Origin of the sequence: Enterobacter cloacae (genome assembly GCF_011078175.1) — a bacterium.
Classification (GTDB): Bacteria; Pseudomonadota; Gammaproteobacteria; order Enterobacterales; family Enterobacteriaceae; genus Enterobacter; species Enterobacter cloacae_Q.
In genome coordinates this window covers 201,002-223,747 of record NZ_JAALCJ010000002.1, presented here as the reverse complement: position 1 = coordinate 223,747, position 22,746 = coordinate 201,002, and the positions used below count along the sequence as shown (strand labels likewise).

At 54.5% G+C, this 22,746-nt stretch carries 19 protein-coding genes and 2 tRNA genes; 20 read left to right on the top strand and 1 reads right to left on the bottom strand.

Going from position 1 to position 22,746, the window contains the following annotated elements; all coding sequences use genetic code 11:
• Window positions 1-2 precede the first annotated feature (2 nt).
• The 5 genes from sdhB to sucD all read left to right on the top strand — a co-directional run bounded on the left by sdhB (window position 3) and on the right by sucD (window position 7,237).
• Entirely contained in the window at window positions 3-719 is a 717-nt protein-coding gene (sdhB, locus tag G6Q29_RS05255) for a succinate dehydrogenase iron-sulfur subunit SdhB (RefSeq protein ID WP_017384969.1), read from the top strand.
• 348 nt (window positions 720-1,067) lie between these two features.
• Window positions 1,068-3,875, top strand: a complete 2,808-nt coding sequence (sucA, locus tag G6Q29_RS05250; protein ID WP_006809581.1) for a 2-oxoglutarate dehydrogenase E1 component — start codon at window positions 1,068-1,070, stop codon at window positions 3,873-3,875.
• Between the two features lie 14 nt (window positions 3,876-3,889).
• Window positions 3,890-5,116 (top strand): 2-oxoglutarate dehydrogenase complex dihydrolipoyllysine-residue succinyltransferase, encoded by a 1,227-nt coding sequence (gene odhB / locus G6Q29_RS05245; protein WP_003858613.1) that lies wholly within the window; start codon window positions 3,890-3,892, stop codon window positions 5,114-5,116.
• 85 nt (window positions 5,117-5,201) lie between these two features.
• Window positions 5,202-6,368 (top strand): ADP-forming succinate--CoA ligase subunit beta, encoded by a 1,167-nt coding sequence (gene sucC / locus G6Q29_RS05240; RefSeq protein WP_006809579.1) that lies wholly within the window; start codon window positions 5,202-5,204, stop codon window positions 6,366-6,368.
• Window positions 6,368-7,237 (top strand): succinate--CoA ligase subunit alpha, encoded by an 870-nt coding sequence (gene sucD, locus G6Q29_RS05235; RefSeq protein WP_006809578.1) that lies wholly within the window; start codon window positions 6,368-6,370, stop codon window positions 7,235-7,237. The genes sucC and sucD overlap by 1 nt, the downstream gene beginning before the upstream one ends.
• An 84-nt stretch (window positions 7,238-7,321) precedes the next feature.
• Here sucD and G6Q29_RS05230 read toward each other — a convergent pair whose 3' ends face one another.
• On the bottom strand, window positions 7,322-8,038 hold the full coding sequence (locus G6Q29_RS05230) for a GntR family transcriptional regulator (protein WP_165464808.1): 717 nt from the start codon (window positions 8,036-8,038) through the stop codon (window positions 7,322-7,324).
• Between the two features lie 171 nt (window positions 8,039-8,209).
• On the opposite strand from G6Q29_RS05230, the gene mngA reads away from it, so the two are divergent.
• From mngA to G6Q29_RS05155, 15 genes are all read left to right on the top strand, one after another.
• Window positions 8,210-10,126, top strand: coding sequence for a PTS 2-O-a-mannosyl-D-glycerate transporter subunit IIABC (mngA, locus tag G6Q29_RS05225; RefSeq protein WP_165464807.1), 1,917 nt, complete (start codon window positions 8,210-8,212; stop codon window positions 10,124-10,126).
• A gap of 23 nt (window positions 10,127-10,149) precedes the next feature.
• On the top strand, window positions 10,150-12,786 hold the full coding sequence (gene mngB / locus G6Q29_RS05220; protein WP_165464806.1) for a mannosylglycerate hydrolase: 2,637 nt from the start codon (window positions 10,150-10,152) through the stop codon (window positions 12,784-12,786).
• A 680-nt stretch (window positions 12,787-13,466) separates the two neighbouring features.
• Complete coding sequence (cydA, locus tag G6Q29_RS05215) at window positions 13,467-15,035, top strand: cytochrome ubiquinol oxidase subunit I (protein ID WP_006809571.1); 1,569 nt, start codon at window positions 13,467-13,469, stop codon at window positions 15,033-15,035.
• A 15-nt stretch (window positions 15,036-15,050) separates the two neighbouring features.
• On the top strand, window positions 15,051-16,190 hold the full coding sequence (cydB, locus tag G6Q29_RS05210; protein ID WP_165464805.1) for a cytochrome d ubiquinol oxidase subunit II: 1,140 nt from the start codon (window positions 15,051-15,053) through the stop codon (window positions 16,188-16,190).
• Window positions 16,191-16,204: 14 nt separating this feature from the next.
• Window positions 16,205-16,318: a cytochrome bd-I oxidase subunit CydX gene (gene cydX / locus G6Q29_RS05205; protein WP_006177208.1), complete on the top strand. Its 114-nt coding sequence runs from the start codon at window positions 16,205-16,207 to the stop codon at window positions 16,316-16,318.
• A complete protein-coding gene (ybgE, locus tag G6Q29_RS05200) occupies window positions 16,318-16,608 on the top strand; it encodes a cyd operon protein YbgE (RefSeq protein WP_020884961.1) in 291 nt (96 codons plus the stop codon). Before cydX ends, ybgE begins: the two co-directional genes overlap by 1 nt.
• Window positions 16,609-16,756: 148 nt before the next feature.
• On the top strand, window positions 16,757-17,161 hold the full coding sequence (gene ybgC / locus G6Q29_RS05195) for a tol-pal system-associated acyl-CoA thioesterase (RefSeq protein ID WP_003858593.1): 405 nt from the start codon (window positions 16,757-16,759) through the stop codon (window positions 17,159-17,161).
• Window positions 17,158-17,850, top strand: a complete 693-nt coding sequence (tolQ, locus tag G6Q29_RS05190; protein WP_003858590.1) for a Tol-Pal system protein TolQ — start codon at window positions 17,158-17,160, stop codon at window positions 17,848-17,850. Before ybgC ends, tolQ begins: the two co-directional genes overlap by 4 nt.
• Window positions 17,851-17,853: 3 nt before the next feature.
• The gene (gene tolR / locus G6Q29_RS05185) at window positions 17,854-18,282 is read left to right on the top strand and encodes a colicin uptake protein TolR (protein ID WP_003858589.1); all 429 of its coding nucleotides are present in this window, start codon (window positions 17,854-17,856) and stop codon (window positions 18,280-18,282) included.
• Window positions 18,283-18,310: 28 nt separating this feature from the next.
• On the top strand, window positions 18,311-19,558 hold the full coding sequence (gene tolA, locus G6Q29_RS05180) for a cell envelope integrity protein TolA (protein WP_003858583.1): 1,248 nt from the start codon (window positions 18,311-18,313) through the stop codon (window positions 19,556-19,558).
• Window positions 19,559-19,658: 100 nt separating this feature from the next.
• The gene (tolB, locus tag G6Q29_RS05175) at window positions 19,659-20,951 is read left to right on the top strand and encodes a Tol-Pal system beta propeller repeat protein TolB (protein WP_017384962.1); all 1,293 of its coding nucleotides are present in this window, start codon (window positions 19,659-19,661) and stop codon (window positions 20,949-20,951) included.
• Between the two features lie 34 nt (window positions 20,952-20,985).
• Window positions 20,986-21,507 carry a peptidoglycan-associated lipoprotein Pal gene (gene pal, locus G6Q29_RS05170; protein WP_003858578.1) on the top strand — a complete coding sequence of 174 codons (522 nt, stop codon included), beginning with the start codon at window positions 20,986-20,988 and terminating at the stop codon, window positions 21,505-21,507.
• A 9-nt stretch (window positions 21,508-21,516) separates the two neighbouring features.
• A complete protein-coding gene (gene cpoB, locus G6Q29_RS05165) occupies window positions 21,517-22,305 on the top strand; it encodes a cell division protein CpoB (RefSeq protein WP_165464804.1) in 789 nt (262 codons plus the stop codon).
• Window positions 22,306-22,466: 161 nt separating this feature from the next.
• Window positions 22,467-22,542, top strand: a tRNA-Lys gene (locus tag G6Q29_RS05160).
• A 127-nt stretch (window positions 22,543-22,669) separates the two neighbouring features.
• Window positions 22,670-22,745, top strand: a tRNA-Val gene (locus tag G6Q29_RS05155).
• Window position 22,746 lies beyond the last annotated feature (1 nt).

The window sequence follows — 22,746 nt, the reverse complement described above, 5'->3', positions numbered from 1 at the left end:
TAATGAAACTCGAATTCTCAGTTTATCGTTATAACCCGGATGTAGACGATGCTCCGCGTATGCAGGATTACACCCTCGAAGCGGAAGAAGGTCGTGACATGATGCTGCTGGATGCCTTAATCCAGCTGAAAGAAAAAGATCCTACGCTGTCGTTCCGCCGCTCCTGTCGTGAAGGGGTTTGCGGCTCCGACGGTGTGAACATGAACGGCAAAAACGGTCTGGCCTGCATCACGCCAATTTCAGCGTTACAGCGTCCTGGCCAGAAAATTGTGATCCGTCCTCTGCCTGGCCTGCCGGTCGTGCGTGATTTGGTGGTGGACATGGGACAATTCTATGCACAATATGAGAAGATTAAGCCTTACTTATTGAATAATGGGCAAAATCCACCCGCTCGCGAACATTTACAGTCTCCTGAGCAGCGTGAAAAACTCGATGGGTTGTATGAGTGTATTCTCTGTGCATGCTGTTCAACGTCATGTCCGTCATTCTGGTGGAATCCGGATAAATTTATCGGCCCTGCGGGTCTGCTGGCTGCCTATCGCTTCCTGATCGACAGCCGCGATACCGAAACCGAGAATCGTCTGGAAGGTTTAAGTGATGCTTTCAGCGTATTCCGCTGCCATAGCATCATGAACTGCGTCAGTGTGTGTCCTAAGGGGCTGAACCCGACGCGCGCTATCGGTCATATTAAGTCGATGCTGTTGCAACGCAGTGCGTAAGTCGTGAGAGGGGAGCGCTGTTCCCCTCACCCTAACCCTCTCCCAATGGGAGAGGGAACAGATTGCAGAAACCTTTAAAAACTGCCAGATAAGTAAATAATCGAGACGTTCAGCGCGAGACAAGGCGCGGTTGAACGAATCCCCAGGAGCATAGTGAACGATGTGACTGGGCTGAGTGAAAGCCGCAACGCAGTCGCAGCCGGAACGACGAAGATTATTTAGACAGTTTCTAAAGGTTCCTTCGCGGGCCAAAGTAAAAGAGCTCGCAGGTGAACCCCGGCACGTACACGGTGTGTGCGTGGTAGTTTCTACGGCGAAAGTAAGCATAAAAATGCTTAAGGGATCACGATGCAGAACGGCGCAATGAAAGCCTGGCTGGACTCTTCTTACCTCTCTGGTTCAAACCAGAGCTGGATAGAACAGCTCTATGAAGACTTCTTAACCGATCCTGACTCAGTGGACGCAAACTGGCGTTCCATGTTCCAGCAGTTGCCTGGTACAGGGGTCAAACCGGATCAATTCCATTCAAAAACACGTGATTATTTCCGTCGTCTGGCGAAGGATGCCTCACGTTACTCTTCTGCGATTTCCGACCCTGACACCAATGCGAAGCAGGTTAAAGTCCTGCAACTTATCAACGCTTATCGCTTCCGTGGTCACCAGCATGCGAATCTCGATCCGCTGGGACTGTGGCAGCAGGAACGTGTGGCGGATCTCGATCCTGCTTATCACGATCTGACCGAGGCCGATTTCCAGGAAAGCTTTAACGTAGGTTCCTTTGCCATCGGCAAAGACACGATGAAGCTGGGCGATCTGATTGACGCGCTCAAGCAAACCTACTGCGGCTCCATCGGCGCGGAATATATGCACATTACCTCCACCGAAGAGAAACGCTGGATCCAGCAGCGTATCGAATCCGTGGCGGGCCACGCGAATTTTTCAGCAGATGAGAAAAAGCGTTTCCTTAGCGAACTGACCGCAGCGGAAGGCCTTGAGCGCTATCTGGGCGCGAAATTCCCTGGCGCAAAACGCTTCTCACTGGAGGGCGGCGACGCGCTGGTCCCGATGCTAAAAGAGCTGATTCGTCATGCCGGTAAGAGCGGCACGCGCGAAGTGGTGCTGGGCATGGCGCACCGTGGTCGTCTGAACGTGCTGGTGAACGTACTGGGTAAAAAACCGCAGGACCTGTTCGACGAATTTGCGGGTAAACATAAAGAGCACCTCGGTACCGGTGACGTGAAGTACCACATGGGCTTCTCTTCGGATATCGAAACCGAGGGCGGCCAGGTTCACCTGGCGCTGGCGTTTAACCCGTCGCATCTGGAAATTGTTAGCCCGGTGGTTATCGGTTCCGTGCGTGCGCGTCTGGATCGTCTGGACGAACCGAGCAGCAATAAAGTGCTGCCAATCACCATTCACGGCGATGCGGCGGTCACAGGGCAGGGCGTAGTTCAGGAAACCCTGAACATGTCAAAAGCGCGTGGTTATGAAGTGGGCGGTACTGTTCGCATCGTGATCAACAACCAGGTGGGCTTCACCACCTCTAACCCGTTGGATGCGCGTTCTACCCCATACTGCACCGATATCGGTAAGATGGTGCAGGCACCTATCTTCCACGTTAATGCGGATGACCCGGAAGCCGTTGCTTTCGTTACCCGTCTGGCGCTGGACTTCCGTAACACCTTCAAGCGCGACGTGTTCATTGACCTCTTCTGCTACCGCCGTCACGGCCACAACGAAGCGGATGAGCCAAGTGCAACCCAGCCGCTGATGTACCAGAAAATCAAAAAACATCCGACGCCGCGTAAAATCTACGCTGACAAGCTGGAAAGCGAAAAAGTGGCGACGCTCGAAGATGCGACCGAAATGGTCAACCTTTATCGCGACGCGCTGGACGCGGGTGAATGCGTGGTGAAAGAGCTGCGTCCAATGAACATGCACTCCTTTACCTGGTCGCCTTATCTCAACCATGAGTGGGACGAGAGCTACCCGAACAAAGTCGAGATGAAGCGTTTGCAGGAGCTGGCTAAACGCATCAGCACCGTACCGGAAGCAATCGAGATGCAGTCCCGCGTGGCCAAGATCTATGGCGACCGCCAGGCAATGGCGGCGGGTGAGAAGCTGTTCGACTGGGGCGGGGCGGAAACGCTGGCCTATGCGACGCTGGTTGACGAAGGTATTCCGGTTCGTCTGTCCGGTGAAGATGCGGGCCGTGGCACCTTCTTCCACCGTCACGCGGTTGTACACAACCAGTCTAACGGTTCAACGTATACTCCGCTTCAGCACGTGCATAACGGTCAGGGCCAGTTTAAGGTCTGGGACTCCGTGCTCTCTGAAGAAGCGGTTCTGGCCTTCGAATACGGCTATGCCACCGCAGAACCCCGCACCCTGACCATCTGGGAAGCGCAGTTTGGTGACTTCGCCAACGGTGCGCAGGTCGTCATCGACCAGTTCATCTCCTCAGGCGAGCAGAAGTGGGGCCGTATGTGCGGCCTGGTGATGCTGCTGCCGCACGGCTACGAAGGACAAGGGCCGGAGCACTCCTCCGCGCGTCTGGAGCGTTATCTGCAACTCTGCGCCGAGCAGAACATGCAGGTTTGCGTGCCGTCTACCCCGGCTCAGGTTTACCACATGCTGCGTCGTCAGGCGCTGCGCGGTATGCGCCGTCCGCTGGTGGTGATGTCGCCAAAATCCCTGCTGCGCCATCCACTGGCGGTCTCCAGCCTGGAAGAGCTGGCAAACGGCACCTTCCTGCCGGCGATCGGTGAAATTGACGAGCTGGATCCGCAGGCCGTTAAGCGTGTCGTAATGTGTTCTGGTAAGGTTTATTACGACCTGCTGGAACAGCGCCGTAAGAACGATCAGAAAGATGTCGCCATCGTGCGTATCGAACAGCTTTATCCGTTCCCGCATCAGGCGATGCAGGAAGTGCTTAAACAGTACGCTCACGTTCATGATTTTGTCTGGTGCCAGGAAGAGCCGCTCAACCAGGGCGCATGGTATTGCAGCCAGCATCATTTCCGTGAAGTGATTCCATTTGGGTCTGCTCTGCGTTATGCAGGTCGCCCGGCCTCCGCCTCACCGGCGGTAGGGTATATGTCCGTTCACCAGAAGCAGCAACAAGATCTGGTCAATGACGCGCTGAACGTCGATTAATTAAAGGATACATAATGAGTAGCGTAGATATTCTTGTTCCCGACCTGCCTGAGTCCGTAGCAGATGCAACCGTCGCCACCTGGCACAAAAAACCAGGCGACGCGGTAACCCGTGACGAAGTGCTGGTAGAAATCGAAACTGACAAAGTGGTACTGGAAGTACCGGCTTCAGCGGATGGCATTCTGGATGCAGTCCTGGAAGATGAAGGTACGACCGTCACCTCTCGCCAGATCCTGGGTCGCCTGCGTGAAGGCAACAGCGCGGGCAAAGAGTCCAGCGCGAAATCTGAAGAGAAAGCCTCTACACCGGCCCAGCGCCAGCAGGCGTCTCTGTCCGATCAGACCAACGACGCGCTCAGCCCGGCGATCCGTCGCCTGCTGGCCGAGCACAGCCTCGATCCGGCAGCCATCAAAGGCACCGGCGTGGGTGGCCGTCTGACGCGCGAAGATATCGACAAACATCTGGCAAAAGCGCCTTCTGAGGCGAAAGCGGAAGCGAAAGCCCCTGCGGCAGCACCAGCGGCACAACCTGCTCTGGGTGCACGTAGCGAAAAACGCGTGCCGATGACCCGCCTGCGTAAGCGCGTAGCCGAGCGTCTGCTGGAAGCGAAAAACTCCACCGCGATGCTGACCACCTTCAACGAAGTCAACATGAAACCAATCATGGACCTGCGCAAGCAGTACGGTGACGCGTTTGAAAAACGTCACGGTATCCGTCTGGGCTTTATGTCCTTCTACGTGAAAGCGGTAGTTGAAGCGCTGAAACGCTACCCGGAAGTGAACGCGTCTATCGATGGCGATGACGTGGTTTACCACAACTACTTCGACGTCAGCATGGCGGTTTCTACCCCACGCGGCCTGGTTACCCCGGTACTGCGTGACGTGGACACCCTGGGTATGGCTGACATCGAGAAGAAAATCAAAGAGCTGGCCGTGAAAGGCCGCGACGGCAAGCTGACCGTTGAAGATCTGACCGGCGGTAACTTCACCATTACCAACGGCGGCGTGTTCGGCTCGCTGATGTCTACCCCGATCATCAACCCGCCGCAGAGCGCGATCCTGGGTATGCACGCCATTAAAGATCGTCCGATGGCGGTAGACGGTAAAGTAGAGATCCTGCCAATGATGTACCTGGCGCTCTCTTACGATCACCGCCTGATCGACGGCCGCGAGTCCGTAGGCTTCCTGGTTGCCATTAAAGAGCTGCTGGAAGATCCAACGCGTCTGCTGCTGGACGTCTAGTTTTTGCAGTCTTGCCCGGCGGCGCGTTGCCTGCCGGGCCTACAAAAGCACTACCTAACGATTACCTGAAGGATGGATAGAACACATGAACTTACATGAATATCAGGCCAAACAGCTGTTTGCCCGGTATGGCTTACCGGCTCCGGTGGGTTATGCCTGTACTACCCCGCGTGAAGCAGAAGAAGCCGCGTCTAAAATCGGTTCCGGCCCGTGGGTAGTTAAATGTCAGGTTCACGCTGGTGGCCGTGGTAAAGCGGGCGGTGTGAAGGTTGTTAAGAGCAAAGAAGAAATTCGTGCGTTTGCTGAACATTGGCTCGGCAAGCGTCTGGTGACCTATCAGACAGATGCGAACGGCCAGCCGGTTAACCAGATCCTGGTTGAAGCGGCGACCGATATCGCAAAAGAGCTTTACCTGGGCGCGGTTGTTGACCGTAGCTCCCGTCGCGTGGTGTTCATGGCGTCTACCGAAGGCGGCGTGGAAATCGAAAAAGTAGCGGAAGAGACCCCGCACCTGATCCACAAAGTGGCTATCGATCCGCTGGCGGGCCCAATGCCTTACCAGGGTCGTGAGCTGGCGTTCAAACTGGGTCTGGAAGGCAAGCTGGTTCAGCAGTTCACCAAGATCTTCATGGGTCTGGCGACCATCTTCCTGGAACGCGATCTGGCGCTGATCGAGATCAACCCGCTGGTGATCACCACCCAGGGCGACCTGATCTGCCTCGACGGCAAGCTGGGCGCTGACGGCAACGCGCTGTTCCGCCAGCCGGATCTGCGCGAAATGCGCGATCAGTCTCAGGAAGATCCGCGTGAAGCACAGGCTGCACAGTGGGAGCTGAACTACGTGGCGCTGGATGGCAACATCGGCTGTATGGTTAACGGTGCGGGCCTGGCAATGGGCACCATGGACATCGTTAAGCTGCACGGCGGTGAGCCAGCGAACTTCCTCGACGTGGGCGGTGGCGCAACCAAAGAGCGCGTAACCGAAGCGTTCAAAATCATTCTCTCCGACGACAACGTGAAGGCCGTTCTGGTTAACATCTTCGGCGGCATCGTTCGTTGCGACCTGATCGCCGACGGTATCATTGGTGCGGTAGAAGAAGTGGGCGTTAACGTTCCGGTGGTTGTCCGTCTGGAAGGTAACAACGCTGAACTCGGCGCGAAAAAACTGGCTGACAGCGGCCTGAATATTATTGCAGCGAAAAGTCTGACGGATGCAGCTCAGCAGGTTGTTGCCGCAGTGGAGGGGAAATAATGTCCGTTTTAATTAATAAAGATACCAAGGTTATCTGCCAGGGCTTCACCGGTAGCCAGGGGACTTTCCACTCCGAACAGGCGATTGCCTACGGTACGCAGATGGTTGGCGGCGTAACGCCGGGTAAAGGCGGCACCACGCATCTGGGCCTGCCGGTGTTCAACACCGTGCGTGAAGCGGTAGAAGCGACGGGCGCAACCGCGACCGTGATCTACGTTCCGGCGCCGTTCTGCAAAGACTCTATTCTGGAAGCGATCGACGCAGGCATTAAGCTGATCATCACCATCACCGAAGGTATCCCGACGCTGGATATGCTGACCGTGAAGGTGAAGCTGGACGAAGCCGGCGTGCGCATGATTGGGCCAAACTGCCCGGGCGTGATCACCCCAGGCGAATGCAAAATCGGCATCATGCCGGGCCACATTCATAAGCCGGGCAAAGTGGGCATCGTGTCCCGTTCCGGTACCCTGACCTATGAAGCGGTTAAGCAGACCACCGACTACGGTTTCGGCCAGTCCACCTGCGTGGGCATCGGCGGTGACCCGATCCCGGGCTCTAACTTCATCGACATCCTGAAGCTGTTCCAGGAAGATCCACAGACCGAAGCGATCGTGATGATCGGTGAGATCGGTGGTAGCGCGGAAGAAGAAGCGGCTGCTTACATCAAAGATCATGTGACCAAGCCGGTGGTGGGTTACATCGCGGGCGTGACCGCGCCGAAAGGCAAACGTATGGGTCACGCGGGCGCGATTATTGCCGGCGGTAAAGGTACGGCTGATGAGAAATTCGCAGCGCTGGAAGCCGCAGGCGTGAAAACCGTTCGCAGCCTGGCGGATATTGGCGAAGCACTGAAATCCATCATTAAGTAAGTCCTCTCTGCGCCCCGGACGGGGCGCGTTGAAGTATAAAAATGTCCGTTTCGACATGGTTGGCCGCTGTAAAGCGGCCTTTTTTTATTGTCTGCGTTTAGCCACCAGAGTGAATTTATAGTCGTCGGTGTTAAACACGTTGCGACTGTATTCAAATACCCGGCCGTCTTTCAGAAAGCCACGGGAGACTTTTTCCAGAATCGGTTTTGTCGGATCGAGCGCCAGGGCGGCAATCGCCTCGTCCGATGGCATGACTGGTACCAGTTCCTGCTCGCTGCGATCGATAACCATCTTTTTGATCTGCTCAATGTAATGGTATTTCGACTGTTCCATCATTTCCCAGGTGAGGTCGGGGAACATCGCCAGCGGCATCCATGTCTCTTCCAGATTCACCGGCTTTTCCCTGATGAAGCGTACGCGCTTGACGTGCCAGATCTTATCATCCGGATTGAGCGCCAGTTTTGCCGCGAGCCGCTCATCGGCTTTCACCACTTCGAAGACGCTGACGTCGCTGTGCGTATCGACGTTGCGATCCGCCAGCTTTTCGTAAAAGCCGGTTAGCTGGTAAATATCGTAATTCACCCGCTCCTCTTTTACATACGAGCCGCTGCCCTGAATACTTTCGATAATCTGCTCGTCGGCGAGCAGCTTCAACGCCTGCCGCACGGTGACGCGGCTGACGCTAAACGCCTCCTGAAGGCTGGATTCCGTCGGCAGCGCGTCGCCAGGTTTTAACTCACCGGCATTAATTTTCTCGCGTAACGCATCGGCGATCTGCCGGTACATCGGTTTATTGCCCATTGTGTCGCGCCTTTTTAATACCTTTTCAGGGAATTATGCCTTCAGTGGCGGATTTGTAAATAATACAAATAAGATACAAATATCAATGTTAGTGAAAATGATCACATAAATGTATTATCTGGTCTGCCACAATCCTCCTTAGACAATAACTTTGGATAGGGGAGGATCTTTATGAACCTGACGACTCTGACCGACCCCCGTGCTGTCTGCGTACAGACGCAGTTTACCAGCCGTGATGAGGCAATCCGTCAGCTTGCGACGCGGCTGGTGGCGTTGGGCAAAATAGCCGACGCCGATACGTTTCTGGCAGACGTTTTCCATCGGGAATCGCTTGGCCCGACGGCGCTGGGCGAGGGGCTGGCCGTACCCCATGGTAAATCAGCGGCAGTCAAGGAAGCGGCTTTTGCCGTGGCAACGCTGCGCGAGCCGCTGGCCTGGGAAGGTGTGGACGGACCGGAGGAGGTCGAGCTGATTTTTCTGCTCGCCATTCCACCCTCACAAGCGGGGTCAACGCATATTCAGGTCCTGACAGAACTGACGTCTCGCCTGGCGGATGACGATCTCAGGGCGCGCGTGATGACGGCGACCAGCGCGGAAACGGTGCTTGCGGCGCTGGAAACGGCGCCTGACGCGCAAGAAACCGCTATTGCGGAGAATGCCACGACGATCGTCTGCGTTACCGCCTGTCCAGCCGGGATCGCCCATACCTACATGGCAGCGGAATATCTCGAAAAAGCGGGACGAAAGCTCGGCGTCAATGTAGTGGTCGAAAAGCAGGGGGCGAACGGCATTGAGGGGCGCATCACCGCCCGGCAGTTGCAGGAGGCAAAAGCGTGTATCTTCGCGGCGGAAGTGGCGATCAAAGAGCGTGAGCGTTTTCAGGGGATCCCCGCTATTACCGTGCCCGTCGCGGAACCCTTGCGCCATGCGGAAGCGCTTATAGAGCGCGCGCTGGCGCTAAAGCCTGTCTCCTATGCCCGTCCTGCGCATGTCGACCCTGACGCGAAAAAGTGCATTAAAACCGAACTCAAGCAGGCGCTTCTCAGCGGTATCTCCTTTGCGGTGCCGCTGATTGTCGCTGGCGGCACGGTGCTGGCCGTGTCGGTGCTGCTGGCGCAAATATTCGGCTTGCAGCATCTGTTCGAACAGGAAAACTCGTGGCTGTGGATGTACCGCAAACTGGGCGGCGGGATGCTCGGTATTCTAATGGTGCCTGTTCTGGCGGCGTATACCGCTTATTCGCTGGCAGATAAACCCGCACTGACGCCGGGCTTTGCAGCCGGTCTTGCCGCCAATATGATCGGCTCTGGTTTTCTGGGCGCTATCGTCGGCGGGCTGATTGCGGGTTACATGATGCGCTGGGTGAAAAACCACGTCCGTCTGAGCAGCCGTTTCAACGGTTTCCTGACCTTTTATCTCTATCCAGTGATCGGTGTGCTGAGCGCGGGTAGCCTGATGCTGTTTGTGATCGGCGAACCGGTGGCCTGGATCAATAACGCCCTGACCGCCTGGCTTAACGGTCTGTCCGGCGCGAACGCGCTGCTGCTGGGGGCGATCCTGGGCTTTATGTGCTCGTTCGATCTGGGCGGTCCGGTCAACAAAGCCTCTTACGCGTTCTGTCTGGGGGCGATGGCCAATGGCGTCTACGGGCCTTATGCCATTTTTGCCTCCGTTAAAATGGTATCGGCCTTTACCGTGACGGCTTCAACGATGCTGGCTCCGAACCTGTTTAAACAGTTCGAAATTGAGACCGGCAAATCCACCTGGCTGCTGGGGCTGGCGGGCATCACCGAAGGGGCAATTCCGATGGCTATCGAGGATCCGTTCCGGGTTATTGGCTCATTTGTTCTGGGGTCAATGGTGACAGGCGCGATTGTCGGGGCGATGGGTATTGGGTTATCCACCCCGGGCGCGGGCATTTTCTCTCTCTTCTTACTGCATGATGCCGGGCTGGGCGGGGTGATGGCCGCTGTGGGCTGGTTTGGCGCCGCGCTGCTTGGCACTGCAATCTCTACGCTCATTTTACTGCTCTGGCGGCGTCAGGCCGTGAAGGGCGGCACCTACGTGACTGAAGACATACCATCATAAACACGCACAGACAGGAAACGAAGATGAAAGCTGTATCTCGCGTTCATATCACGCCACATATGCACTGGGACCGTGAGTGGTACTTCACCACCGAAGCGTCACGTATTCTTCTGGTCAATAATATGGAGGAGATCCTTACCCGTCTTGAGCAGGACGCAGAGTATAAATACTACGTTCTCGATGGCCAGACGGCGCTGCTGGAGGATTATTTTGCCGTAAAACCGGAAAACAGACCACGCGTGAAAGCGCTGGTGGAGGCCGGGAAGCTGATAATCGGACCGTGGTATACCCAGACGGATACCACCCTCGTCTCCGGCGAGTCGATTGTTCGAAATCTGATGTACGGCATTCGCGACTGTCTGGCCTTGGGCGAGCCGATGAAAATTGGCTATCTGCCGGACTCTTTTGGGATGTCTTCCCAGCTGCCGCACATTTATAACGGTTTCGGCATCACGCGCGCCATGTTCTGGCGCGGCTGTTCCGAGCGGCACGGTACCGATAAAACGGAGTTTCTCTGGCAGAGTCAGGACGGCAGCGAAGTGACAGCACAGGTGCTGCCGCTGGGCTACGCGATTGGTAAGTACTTACCGGAGGATGAAGCCGGGCTGCGGAAACGGCTCGATACCTGGCTCGAGGTGCTTGAAAAAGCCTCCGTGACAAAAGAAATTTTGCTGCCTAACGGCCATGACCAGATGCCGCTCCAGCAGAACATTTTTACGGTGATGGATAAGCTCCGCGAAATCTATCCGCAGCGTCAATTTGTGATGAGCCGCTTCGAAGAGGTATTTGACCACATCGACGCGCACCGCGACGAACTGGCAACCCTCAAAGGGGAGTTTATCGACGGTAAATACATGCGGGTACACCGGACGATAGGCTCCACGCGGATGGACATCAAAATCGCCCACGCCCGGATAGAAAACAAAATCGTCAACGTTCTTGAGCCGCTGGCCACGCTCGCCTGGACGCTGGGCTTTGAGTATCACCACGGCCTGTTGGAAAAAATGTGGAAAGAGATCCTCAAGAATCACGCCCACGACAGTATCGGCTGCTGCTGTAGTGACAAAGTGCATCGCGAGGTGATGTCCCGCTTCGAGCTGGCGGAAGACATGGCCGATAACCTGACGTGCTTCTATATGCGCAAGATTGTCGACAACATGCCGCAAAGCGATGAAGACAAACTGGTGATGTTTAACCTGATGCCGTGGCCGCGCGAGGAAGTGATTAACACCACGCTGCGTTTACGTGCCAGCCAGTTCCGCCTGCTGGACGATAAGGGGAATGACATTCCTTATTACCTCCGTAGCGCGCGTGAGATCGACCCCGGCTTGATTGACCGGCAGATCGTGCATTACGGCAACTATGAGCCCTTTATGGAGTTCGACATCCAGCTCAACCAGATCCTGCCTTCAATGGGCTACCGCACGCTGTTTATCGAGCCGCACGTGGCCGGCAAGCTGCTGGCGCCAGAAAATGCCTCGGCGACGCTGCTGGAGAATGCGTTCTGGGAAATAACGTTAAATGATGACGGGTCGCTGCGCCTGCGCGACAAAGAGTCCGGGCTGGTTTATGACCGCGCGCTGGAAATAGAAGAGAGCTCGGATGATGGCGACGAGTACGACTACTCGCCCTCTCGGGAAGAGTGGCGGCTCACTTCCGCGCAGGGCGAGCACGACGTTGAGGTGATCCACGAGGCATGGCAGAGCAGGGCGGTGATTCGGCATCGTATGGCGGTGCCGGCGAATCTCCCCGAACGTTCTGCGCGTCAGCGGACGGGGATGCTTGAGGCAGAACTGACGGTTACGCTCAGCCATAACAGCCGGCGTATCGACGTTGAGGCGCGTCTTGGCAATCACGCGGATGACCATCGCGTGCGGGTGCTGATCCCGACGCCGTTCACCACAGACGCGGTATTAGCCGATACCCAGTTCGGTTCGCTGACGCGCCCCGTGCAGGATGAAGCGATGGCGAACTGGCAGGAGGAGGGCTGGAAGGAAGCGCCGCTGCCGGTGTGGAATCTGCTCAATTACGCTGTGCTCCAGGAAGGGCGTAACGGGCTGGCGCTGTTCACCGAAGGGTTACGCGAATTTGAGGTGACCGGTGAGCGTCAAAAAACATTCGCCCTGACGTTGCTTCGCGGCGTGGGGCTGCTTGGGAAAGAGGATTTACTTCTACGTCCGGGCAGGCCGTCCGGGATCAAAATGCCGGTGCCGGATTCACAGGTGCGGGGCCAGCTAAGCTGCCGCTTCAGCCTGTTCACGTTTACCGGCACGCCCGTGAGTGCTGGCGTTGCACAGCAGGCGAAGTCGTGGCTAACGCCGGTGCACTGCTACAACAAAATCCCCTGGGACGCGATGAAGCTCAACCGCACGGGCTTCACTACGCCCGGAAGCTACAGTCTGTTAACGCTTTCGCCAAACGGATGCGTACTCAGCGCGCTGAAGAAAGCAGAAGATCGCGACGAGATGATAGTGCGTCTCTACAACCCGTCCGAGACGCAATCCTGCGACGTGGCGCTGTCAGTGAACCACGTGGTGCTGGCCTGTTACGAAACGGACATGAATGAGATACCCGAGGCGACAGGGGAGGAGAGCGCGGGCATTTCTGGTCCATTCCGTCCGTGTCAGTCCCGAACCTTCAGCGTCAGGATAGAGAGGTAATACCTGGCTTAACAAAAGGTCGCAGGGGGTGCGGCCTTTTTTTTCATTAAAAAGTCATACAGGAGTGTTAATTTTAATGCTGTTTAAGGTGAATGAAATGTAATCATTTATTCTGATTGCGAAGTAATAAAAAATACTGTGAGGCGGATAACAGAATATGTTTCGCCGTCAACGAAATACGATTTTCCTGTCGCGTTAATAAAAATGACAGCTGGTTATATTGCTTTATGCCTTTTATAACGCAGTGCGCCTAAAAATGCACATATCATTAACAAGGTCTTTACTATGCATACTACAAATAAACATCATTAACAGGCGCTGGCGTTTTTTGATTTAAATCAATGTTGAATCCTTGGAAAAAGGCTCCAAAAGGCGTTAAATTGTTCCCGATCAAAATGGCCGAAAAGTGGTAATTTTGCTATAAATTGATCGCCGTCGAAAAACGTAAATCTGTTCGAATAAAAACCTGTTTATTGTAAGGGTTTTGCAGCGTATTATATTTACGGGATCAATTTGGTTTTTTCTTAACGTATTTGTAACCTTTCATCATTGCTTTTTCCTCGTGTAGAGAATAAGCAACGAAGAAGGGACGCAGATAACTTTGTATTGGGGCATGCGTGTGGATCCTTATCTAACGGGGTTCACTCTCGGAGTCTTCATGCGATGAGCAAGGAGTCATAATGTTAGACGTAGTCGAACTGTCGCGCTTACAGTTTGCCTTGACCGCGATGTACCACTTCCTGTTTGTGCCGCTGACGCTCGGTATGGCGTTCCTGCTGGCCATCATGGAAACGGTTTACGTCCTCTCCGGCAAACAGATTTATAAAGATATGACCAAGTTCTGGGGCAAGTTGTTTGGTATCAACTTTGCGCTGGGCGTGGCAACCGGTCTGACCATGGAGTTCCAGTTCGGGACAAACTGGTCTTACTATTCCCACTATGTAGGGGATATTTTCGGTGCGCCGCTGGCCATTGAAGGTCTGATGGCCTTCTTCCTCGAATCCACCTTTGTAGGTCTGTTCTTCTTCGGTTGGGACCGTCTGGGTAAAGTCCAGCATATGGCGGTAACCTGGCTGGTGGCATTAGGCTCCAACTTGTCCGCACTGTGGATCCTGGTGGCGAACGGCTGGATGCAAAACCCAATCGCATCTGATTTCAACTTCGAAACCATGCGTATGGAGATGGTCAGCTTCGCTGAGCTGGTCCTGAACCCGGTTGCTCAGGTGAAATTCGTCCACACCGTGGCGTCTGGCTACGTCTGCGGCGCGATGTTCGTGCTGGGCATTAGCTCCTATTATATGTTGCGCGGCCGTGATTTCGCGTTCGCCAAGCGTTCTTTCGCTATCGCAGCAAGCTTCGGTATGGCCGCGATTCTGTCCGTTATTGTTCTGGGTGATGAATCCGGTTACGAAATGGGCGACGTGCAGAAAACCAAACTCGCCGCAATTGAAGCTGAATGGGAAACCCAGCCGGCGCCGGCAGCGTTTACCCTGTTCGGTGTGCCTGACCAGGAAGCACAGGAAAACCGCTTCGCCATTCAAATTCCTTACGCTCTGGGTATTATCGCCACGCGCTCCGTCGACAAACAGGTGACTGGCCTGAAAGATCTGATGGTGCAGCATGAAGAGCGTATCCGTAACGGGATGAAAGCCTACTCGCTGCTGGAACAGCTGCGCGCCGGCTCTACCGACCAGGCCGTTCGCGATCAATTTAACGACGTGAAGAAAGACCTCGGTTACGGTCTGCTGCTGAAACGCTATACCCCGAACGTCTCCGACGCGACGGAAGCGCAAATTCAGATGGCAACCAAAGACTCTATTCCACGCGTTGCGCCGCTGTACTTCGCGTTCCGCATCATGGTGGGTTGCGGCATTATCATGCTGCTGATCATCGCGGCCTCGTTCTGGTCAGTCATTCGTAACCGTATCGGTGAGAAAAAATGGCTGCTGCGCACGGCGCTGTATGGTATCCCACTGCCATGGATTGCGATCGAGTCCGGCTGGTTTGTTGCGGAATATGGCCGTCAGCCGTGGGCGATCGGTGAGGTGCTGCCAACAGCGGTAGCGAACTCCTCCCTGACCGCAGGCGACCTGATCTTCTCCATGCTGCTCATTTGCGGTCTGTACACCCTGTTCCTGGTGGCTGAACTGTTCCTGATGTTCAAGTTCGCGCGCCTTGGCCCAAGCAGCCTGAAAACCGGTCGCTATCACTATGAGCAGTCTGCTGCGACTACTCAGCCGGCACGCTAAGACAGGAGTCATCAAATGATCGATTATGAAGTATTGCGTTTTGTCTGGTGGTTGCTGATCGGTGTTCTGCTGATTGGTTTTGCGGTCACCGATGGTTTCGACATGGGCGTGGGCATGCTCACCCGTTTCCTCGGTCGTAATGACACCGAGCGTCGAATTATGATCAACTCCATCGCCCCGCACTGGGACGGTAACCAGGTGTGGCTGATCACCGCAGGCGGCGCGCTGTTTGCTGCCTGGCCGATGGTCTACGCGGCTGCGTTTTCCGGCTTCTATGTGGCGATGATTCTGGTGCTGGCCTCTTTATTCTTCCGTCCGGTGGGTTTTGACTACCGTTCCAAGATTGAAGACACCCGCTGGCGTAATATGTGGGACTGGGGCATCTTCATCGGTAGCTTCGTTCCGCCGCTGGTCATTGGTGTGGCGTTCGGTAACCTGTTGCAGGGTGTACCGTTCCACGTCGACGAATACATGCGTCTGTTCTACACCGGTAACTTCTTCCAGCTGCTGAATCCGTTTGGTCTGCTGGCGGGCGTGGTGAGCGTGGCGATGATCATCACGCAAGGTGCAACGTATCTTCAGATGCGTACCGTGGGTGAACTGCACCTGCGTTCCCGCGCTACCGCTCAGGTGGCGGCGCTGGTGACGCTGGTCTGCTTCGCGCTGGCAGGCGTGTGGGTGGTGTACGGTATTGATGGATACGTGGTGACTTCCGCAATCAACCATACTGCGCCGTCTAACCCGCTGACCAAAGAAGTGGCGCGTCAGGCTGGTGCCTGGTTGGTGAACTTCAACAATACGCCTGCGCTGTGGGCTATCCCGGCTCTGGGTGTGCTGCTGCCTCTACTGACCGTGCTGACGTCTCGTCTGGAGAAAGGCGCTCTGGCGTTTGTGTTCTCCTCCCTGACGCTGGCGTGCATCATCCTGACGGCAGGTATTGCCATGTTCCCATTCGTGATGCCGTCCAGCACCATGATGAACGCTAGTCTGACTATGTGGGATGCAACGTCCAGCCAGCTAACGCTGAACCTGATGACGTATGTTGCTTGTGTATTCGTACCGATTATCCTGCTCTACACCGCCTGGTGTTACTGGAAAATGTTCGGTCGTATTACTAAAGAACATATCGAAAGCAACACCCACTCTATGTACTAAGTAAGGAGCTGAATATGTGGTATTTCGCATGGATTTTAGGGACGCTTCTTGCCTGTGCATTTGGTGTCATCACTGCCCTGGCGCTTGAGCATGTAGAAGCGTCCAAAGCGGGTGAAGAAAAACACTGATGAATATTATCGCAACGCTGTATGCGGTAATGGATAAGCGCCCCTTGCGGGCGCTTTCTTTAGTGATGGCATTACTGCTGGCAGGCTGTATCTTCTGGGACCCGTCGCGCTTCGCGGCAAAAACCAGCGAGCTTGAGATCTGGCACGGATTCCTGATTATGTGGGCGGTGTGCGCAGGGGTGATTCACGGTGTCGGCTTTCGTCCGAAAGCACTTCACTGGCAAGGCATCTTCTGCCCACTGATTGCCGATCTGGTTCTCCTCGCCGGTTTGATTTTCTTCTTCTTCTGAATAAGAAATGTCCGTTAACGATATGGGCTTACCCGAGCCCATAAAAATTTACTCTCCGTTTACTTTCCCCCATTCCAAACCATCATTCCCGCGCGTATAGTAGCGAAGTTTGAAAGCTCCAACTTTTCTTGTATTACCGGGATGTAAAGTGAATACAACGCTGTTTCGATGGCCGGTACGTGTCTATTACGAAGATACCGATGCCGGTGGTGTGGTCTACCATGCCAGCTACGTTGCTTTTTATGAACGGGCACGCACAGAGATGCTGCGCCATCATCACTTTAGTCAACAGGTGCTGTTGGCTGAGCGAGTTGCCTTCGTGGTACGCAAGATGACGCTTGAATATTTTGCGCCTGCCAGACTCGACGATATGCTCGAAGTCCAAACAGAAATTACATCAATGCGCGGAACTTCACTGGTTTTCACGCAGCGGATAGTCAATGCAGAGAACACGGTACTGAACTCAGCTGAAGTCCTGATTGTCTGTGTTGATCCAACCATAATGAAGCCTCGTGCGCTTCCTAAGTCTATTGTCGCGGAGTTTAAGCAGTGACTGACATGAATATCCTTGATTTGTTCCTGAAGGCAAGCCTTCTGGTTAAACTTATCATGTTGATTTTGATTGGTTTTTCAATCGCATCCTGGGCCATCATCATCCAGAGAACGCGTATCCTCAATGCCGCTGGCCGCGAAGCCGAAGCGTTTGAAGATAAGTTCTGGTCGGGTATTGAGCTTTCTCGTCTGTACCAGGAAAGCCAGGGACGCCGTGATAACCTATCAGGCTCCGAACAAATTTTCTACAGCGGTTTCAAAGAGTTCGCTCGTTTACACCGCGCTAACAGCCATGCGCCGGAAGCCGTGGTAGAAGGAGCGTCGCGTGCGATGCGCATCTCCATGAACCGCGAGCTGGAAAATCTTGAAACGCATATTCCGTTCCTCGGGACCGTTGGCTCCATCAGCCCGTATATCGGCCTGTTTGGTACGGTATGGGGGATCATGCACGCCTTTATCGCCCTGGGGGCGGTGAAGCAGGCAACGTTGCAGATGGTTGCACCGGGTATCGCAGAAGCACTGATCGCGACCGCAATCGGTCTGTTCGCCGCAATTCCGGCGGTAATGGCGTACAACCGTCTGAACCAGCGCGTGAACAAACTGGAGCTGAACTACGACAACTTTATGGAAGAGTTCACCGCGATTCTGCACCGTCAGGCGTTTACCAGCACCGAGAGCAACAAGGGGTAAACCATGGCCAGATCGCGTGGACGAGGTCGTCGCGAGCTCAAGTCCGAAATCAATATCGTTCCGTTACTGGACGTGCTGCTGGTGCTGCTGCTGATCTTTATGGCGACAGCGCCCATCATCACCCAGAGCGTGGAAGTTGATCTGCCGGATGCGACAGAATCACAGGCGGTAAGCACCAATGACGATCCTCCGGTCATCATTGAGGTTTCCGGCGTAGGGCAGTACAGCGTAGTGGTGGAAAAAGATCGTATGGATCAGCTTCCCCCTGAGCAGGTTATTGCTGAAGCGCAACGACGCCTGGAGTCAAATCCGAAGACGGTCTTCTTAATCGGTGGTGCGAAAGACGTACCATATGATGAAATTATCAAAGCGCTGAACTTGCTACATAGCGCGGGCGTTAAGTCAGTTGGCTTAATGACTCAGCCTATTTGATCATCTGCGTAGTTTTTGGGAACCGATAGTGTCAAAGGCAACCGAACAGAACGACAAGCTTAAGCGAGCGATAATCGTCTCCGCAGTGCTGCATGTGATTCTTTTTGCAGCGCTGATCTGGAGTTCGTTCGATGAGCACCTTGATGCATCAGGCGGCGGTGGGGGCTCGTCCATCGACGCCGTCATGGTGGATCCCGGTGCGGTAGTGCAGAACTATAATCGCCAGCAACAGCAGCAGGCGAGCGCAAAGCGCGCGGAAGAACAGCGTGAAAAACAGGCGCAACAGCAGGCGGAAGAGCTGCGTGAAAAGCAGGCCGCCGAGCAGGAACGTCTGAAGCAGCTTGAGAAAGAGCGTTTGCAGGCGCAGGAAGCCGCTAAAGAGCAGGCGGAGCAGCAGAAACAGGCTGAAGCCGCAGCGAAGAAAGCTCAGGAACAGCAGAAGCAGGCGGAAGAGGCGGCAGCCAAAGCCGCAGCAGACGCGAAGGCGCAGGCAGATGCTCAGGCTAAGTTAGCCGCAGAAGCGGCGAAGAAAGCGGCTGCTGATGCGCAGAAGAAAGCGGAAGCCGAAGCGGCGAAGAAAGCCGCTGCTGATGCGAAGAAGAAAGCAGAAGCCGAAGCGGCAAAAAAAGCTGCCGCTGACGCACAGAAGAAAGCCGAAGCGGAAGCCGCCAAAAAAGCTGCACAGGAAGCCGAGAAGAAAGCGGCTGCTGATGCTGCGAAAAAAGCGGCCGCCGCCGAGAAAGCTGCGGCAGAAAAAGCCGCCGCTGCGGAAAAAGCCGCTGCTGATAAAAAAGCGGCAGCTGAGAAAGCCGCTGCCGATAAGAAAGCTGCTGCTGAAAAAGCCGCAGCTAAGAAGGCTGCTGCTGCGGAAAAAGCCGCTGCCGCAGGGGTTGACGATCTGCTGGGCGACCTGAGCTCCGGTAAGAATGCACCGAAAACGGGCGGTGGGGCGAAAGGAAGTAACGCAGCACCGGCAGGAAGTGGTAACACTAAGAACAACGGTGCTTCTGGCGCTGAGATCAACGACTATAAGAATCAGATTGCCGCGGCTATTGCCAGCAGACTTAATGATAAATCGCTTTATACCGGGAAAACGTGCCGACTGCATATTAAACTGGCTACGGATGGTATGGTGCTGAGCGTTGAGTCAGAAGGGGGAGATGAAGCGTTATGCCAGGCTGCACTTGTGGCAGTGAATCAGGCAAAACTGCCAAAACCTCCATCACAGGCTGTCTATGAAGTGTTCAAAGACGCTTCGCTAAACTTTAAGCCATAAGCAGAGCTGCGGTTATCGGGTTCTGATAGTTTTGTGTATTTGAGTTTGTTAACCTTCTGCTAAATTATCCAGGACTTATTGTTCGGATAAGGGAGATATGATGAAGCAGGCATTACGATTAGCTTTTGGTTTTTTAGTACTGTTGACGTCAGCAGTGCATGCCACGGTAAGCATCGACATTACCGACTGGAACGACTCAGCGCGTCCAATCGGTGTCGTTCCGTTCCAGTGGGCAGGCCCGGGCGCTGCGCCTGAAGATATTGGCGGCATTGTTGCAGCTGACCTGCGTAACAGCGGTAAATTCAACCCCTTAGATCGTTCTCGTCTGCCGCAGCAGCCGGGTACTGCGCAGGAAGTTCAACCTGCTGCATGGTCTGCACTGGGAATTGATGCGGTGGTTGTTGGACAGGTTACCCCTGCGCCAGACGGCGGCTATAACGTTGCGTATCAACTGGTGGATACCGGCGGTGCGCCGGGTACCGTTCTGGCTCAAAACACCTATAAAGTGAACAAGCAGTGGCTGCGTTACGCAGGCCACACGGCCAGTGACGAAGTGTTTGAGAAGCTGACCGGTATTAAAGGTGCGTTCCGTACCCGTATCGCGTACGTAGTACAGACCAACGGCGGCCAGTTCCCTTATGAGCTGCGCGTCTCTGACTACGATGGTTACAACCAGTTCACCGTACACCGTTCACCGCAGCCGCTGATGTCTCCAGCATGGTCTCCGGACGGCTCTAAGCTGGCGTACGTGACCTTTGAAAGCGGCCGTTCCGCGCTGGTTATCCAGACGCTCTCTAACGGTGCTGTGCGTCAGGTTGCGTCATTCCCGCGTCACAACGGTGCGCCTGCGTTCTCTCCGGACGGCACCAAACTGGCGTTTGCCCTGTCTAAAACCGGTAGTCTGAACCTGTACGTGATGGATATTGGTTCTGGTCAGATCCGTCAGGTCACGGATGGTCGTAGCAACAACACTGAGCCAACCTGGTTCCCGGACAGCCAGAATCTGGCCTTTACGTCTGACCAGGCGGGTCGTCCACAAGTTTATAAAGTGAATATCAACGGCGGAGCAGCGCAGCGTATTACCTGGGAAGGTTCTCAGAACCAGGATGCTGACGTCAGTGCCGATGGTAAAACAATGGTAATGGTCAGTACTGCGGGTGGTCAGCAGCACATTGCCAAACAAGATCTGGTAACGGGGGGCGTACAAGTACTGTCGTCAACGTTCCTGGATGAAACGCCAAGTCTGGCACCTAACGGCACCATGGTAATCTACAGCTCTTCTCAGGGGATGGGATCCGTGCTGAATCTGGTTTCTACAGATGGGCGTTTCAAAGCGCGTCTTCCGGCAACTGATGGACAGGTAAAATCACCTGCCTGGTCGCCGTATCTGTAATAATAATTAATTGATTACTAAAGGAATCTTAGAAATGCAACTGAACAAAGTGCTGAAGGGGCTGATGATCGCTCTGCCTGTTATGGCAATCGCAGCGTGTTCTTCTAACAAGAACGCAAGCAATGACCAGAGCGGCGAAGGCATGATGGGTGCCGGCACCGGTATGGACGCTAACGGCAATGGCAATATGTCTTCTGAAGAGCAAGCGCGTCTTCAGATGCAGCAGTTACAGCAGAACAACATCGTTTACTTCGATCTGGACAAATACGACATCCGTTCTGACTTCGCTGCAATGCTGGATGCGCACGCAAACTTCCTGCGTAGCAACCCGTCTTACAAAGTCACCGTAGAAGGTCATGCGGACGAACGTGGTACCCCAGAGTACAACATCTCCCTGGGCGAACGTCGTGCAAACGCTGTTAAAATGTACCTTCAGGGTAAAGGCGTTTCTGCTGACCAGATCTCCATCGTTTCTTACGGTAAAGAAAAACCAGCAGTACTGGGTCACGACGAAGCGGCTTACTCCAAAAACCGTCGTGCCGTACTCGTTTACTAAGAGAATTGCATGAGCAGTAACTTCAGACATCATCTGATGAGTCTGTCGTTACTGGTTGGAATAGCGGCCCCCTGGGCCGCTTTTGCTCAGGCACCAATCAGTAGTGTCGGCTCAGGCTCGGTAGAAGACCGGGTTACTCAACTCGAGCGTATTTCTAACGCTCACAGCCAGCTTTTAACTCAACTCCAGCAGCAGCTTTCTGATAACCAGAATGATATTGATTCCCTCCGTGGTCAGATCCAGGAGAGTCAGTATCAGCTTAATCAGGTCGTGGAGCGCCAGAAGCAAATTTTGTTGCAGATGGATAGCCTGAACAGCGGCGGAGCAGCAGCTCAGCCAGCGGCGGGCGATCAAAGCGGTGCGGCGACGCCTGCACCTGCGACAGATGCCTCTTCTTCCTCTGGTGCGCCTGTACAGAGCGGTGACGCGAATACGGACTATAACGCGGCCATTGCCCTGGTGCAGAACAAATCGCGCCAGGACGATGCTATCGTTGCGTTTCAGAACTTCGTGAAGAAGTACCCTGATTCCACTTACCAGCCAAATGCGAATTACTGGCTGGGTCAGTTGAATTACAACAAGGGTAAAAAGGATGATGCGGCGTTTTATTTTGCCTCTGTGGTGAAAAATTACCCGAAATCACCGAAAGCGCCTGATGCGATGTATAAAGTCGGCGTGATCATGCAGGACAAAGGCGACACGGCTAAAGCCAAAGCGGTTTATCAGCAGGTGGTTGCGAAATTCCCGGGTACCGACGGCGCTAAGCAAGCGCAAAAACGTTTGAGTTCGATGGGATGATTATCGCATGACCAGAAATCGTGTTATTTCTGGTCATGCAGCATGATTCCTAAGCAGTTAAGTGATCTTCATCGAAATTTTTGTTGCGCAGAATTCTTAAATCAGTAATATATGCCGCCGTTGCCACGGGATATCAAACAACGTGAAAGCAGCGCAAAATTGGGTCGTTAGCTCAGTTGGTAGAGCAGTTGACTTTTAATCAATTGGTCGCAGGTTCGAATCCTGCACGACCCACCAATCGTTAGGTGGATAGCGATAGTTTAACGTGAAGGATAACGTTGCGTCAGCAACGGCCCGTAGGACGAGGCGAAGCCGAGTCATCCTGCACGACCCACCACTTAAAGCAGTACCGGCAGTTCAGAGTGGGTGATTAGCTCAGTTGGTAGAGCATCTCCTTTACACGGAGGGGGTCGGCGGTTCGAGCCCGTCATCACCCACCAC

Bases quoted from the DNA above. Each gene is read 5' to 3' on its own strand.
- pal (WP_003858578.1), top strand. From the start codon at position 20,986: ATGCAACTGAACAAAGTGCTGAAGGGGCTGATGATCGCTCTGCCTGTT.
- cydA (WP_006809571.1), top strand. From the start codon at position 13,467: ATGTTAGACGTAGTCGAACTGTCGCGCTTACAGTTTGCCTTGACCGCG.
- sdhB (WP_017384969.1), top strand. From the start codon at position 3: ATGAAACTCGAATTCTCAGTTTATCGTTATAACCCGGATGTAGACGAT.
- cydB (WP_165464805.1), top strand. From the start codon at position 15,051: ATGATCGATTATGAAGTATTGCGTTTTGTCTGGTGGTTGCTGATCGGT.
- cydX (WP_006177208.1), top strand. From the start codon at position 16,205: ATGTGGTATTTCGCATGGATTTTAGGGACGCTTCTTGCCTGTGCATTT.
- mngA (WP_165464807.1), top strand. From the start codon at position 8,210: ATGAACCTGACGACTCTGACCGACCCCCGTGCTGTCTGCGTACAGACG.
- sucD (WP_006809578.1), top strand. From the start codon at position 6,368: ATGTCCGTTTTAATTAATAAAGATACCAAGGTTATCTGCCAGGGCTTC.
- mngB (WP_165464806.1), top strand. From the start codon at position 10,150: ATGAAAGCTGTATCTCGCGTTCATATCACGCCACATATGCACTGGGAC.
- tolR (WP_003858589.1), top strand. From the start codon at position 17,854: ATGGCCAGATCGCGTGGACGAGGTCGTCGCGAGCTCAAGTCCGAAATC.
- ybgE (WP_020884961.1), top strand. From the start codon at position 16,318: ATGAATATTATCGCAACGCTGTATGCGGTAATGGATAAGCGCCCCTTG.
- sucA (WP_006809581.1), top strand. From the start codon at position 1,068: ATGCAGAACGGCGCAATGAAAGCCTGGCTGGACTCTTCTTACCTCTCT.
- G6Q29_RS05230 (WP_165464808.1), bottom strand. From the start codon at position 8,038: ATGGGCAATAAACCGATGTACCGGCAGATCGCCGATGCGTTACGCGAG.
- cpoB (WP_165464804.1), top strand. From the start codon at position 21,517: ATGAGCAGTAACTTCAGACATCATCTGATGAGTCTGTCGTTACTGGTT.
- odhB (WP_003858613.1), top strand. From the start codon at position 3,890: ATGAGTAGCGTAGATATTCTTGTTCCCGACCTGCCTGAGTCCGTAGCA.
- sucC (WP_006809579.1), top strand. From the start codon at position 5,202: ATGAACTTACATGAATATCAGGCCAAACAGCTGTTTGCCCGGTATGGC.
- tolB (WP_017384962.1), top strand. From the start codon at position 19,659: ATGAAGCAGGCATTACGATTAGCTTTTGGTTTTTTAGTACTGTTGACG.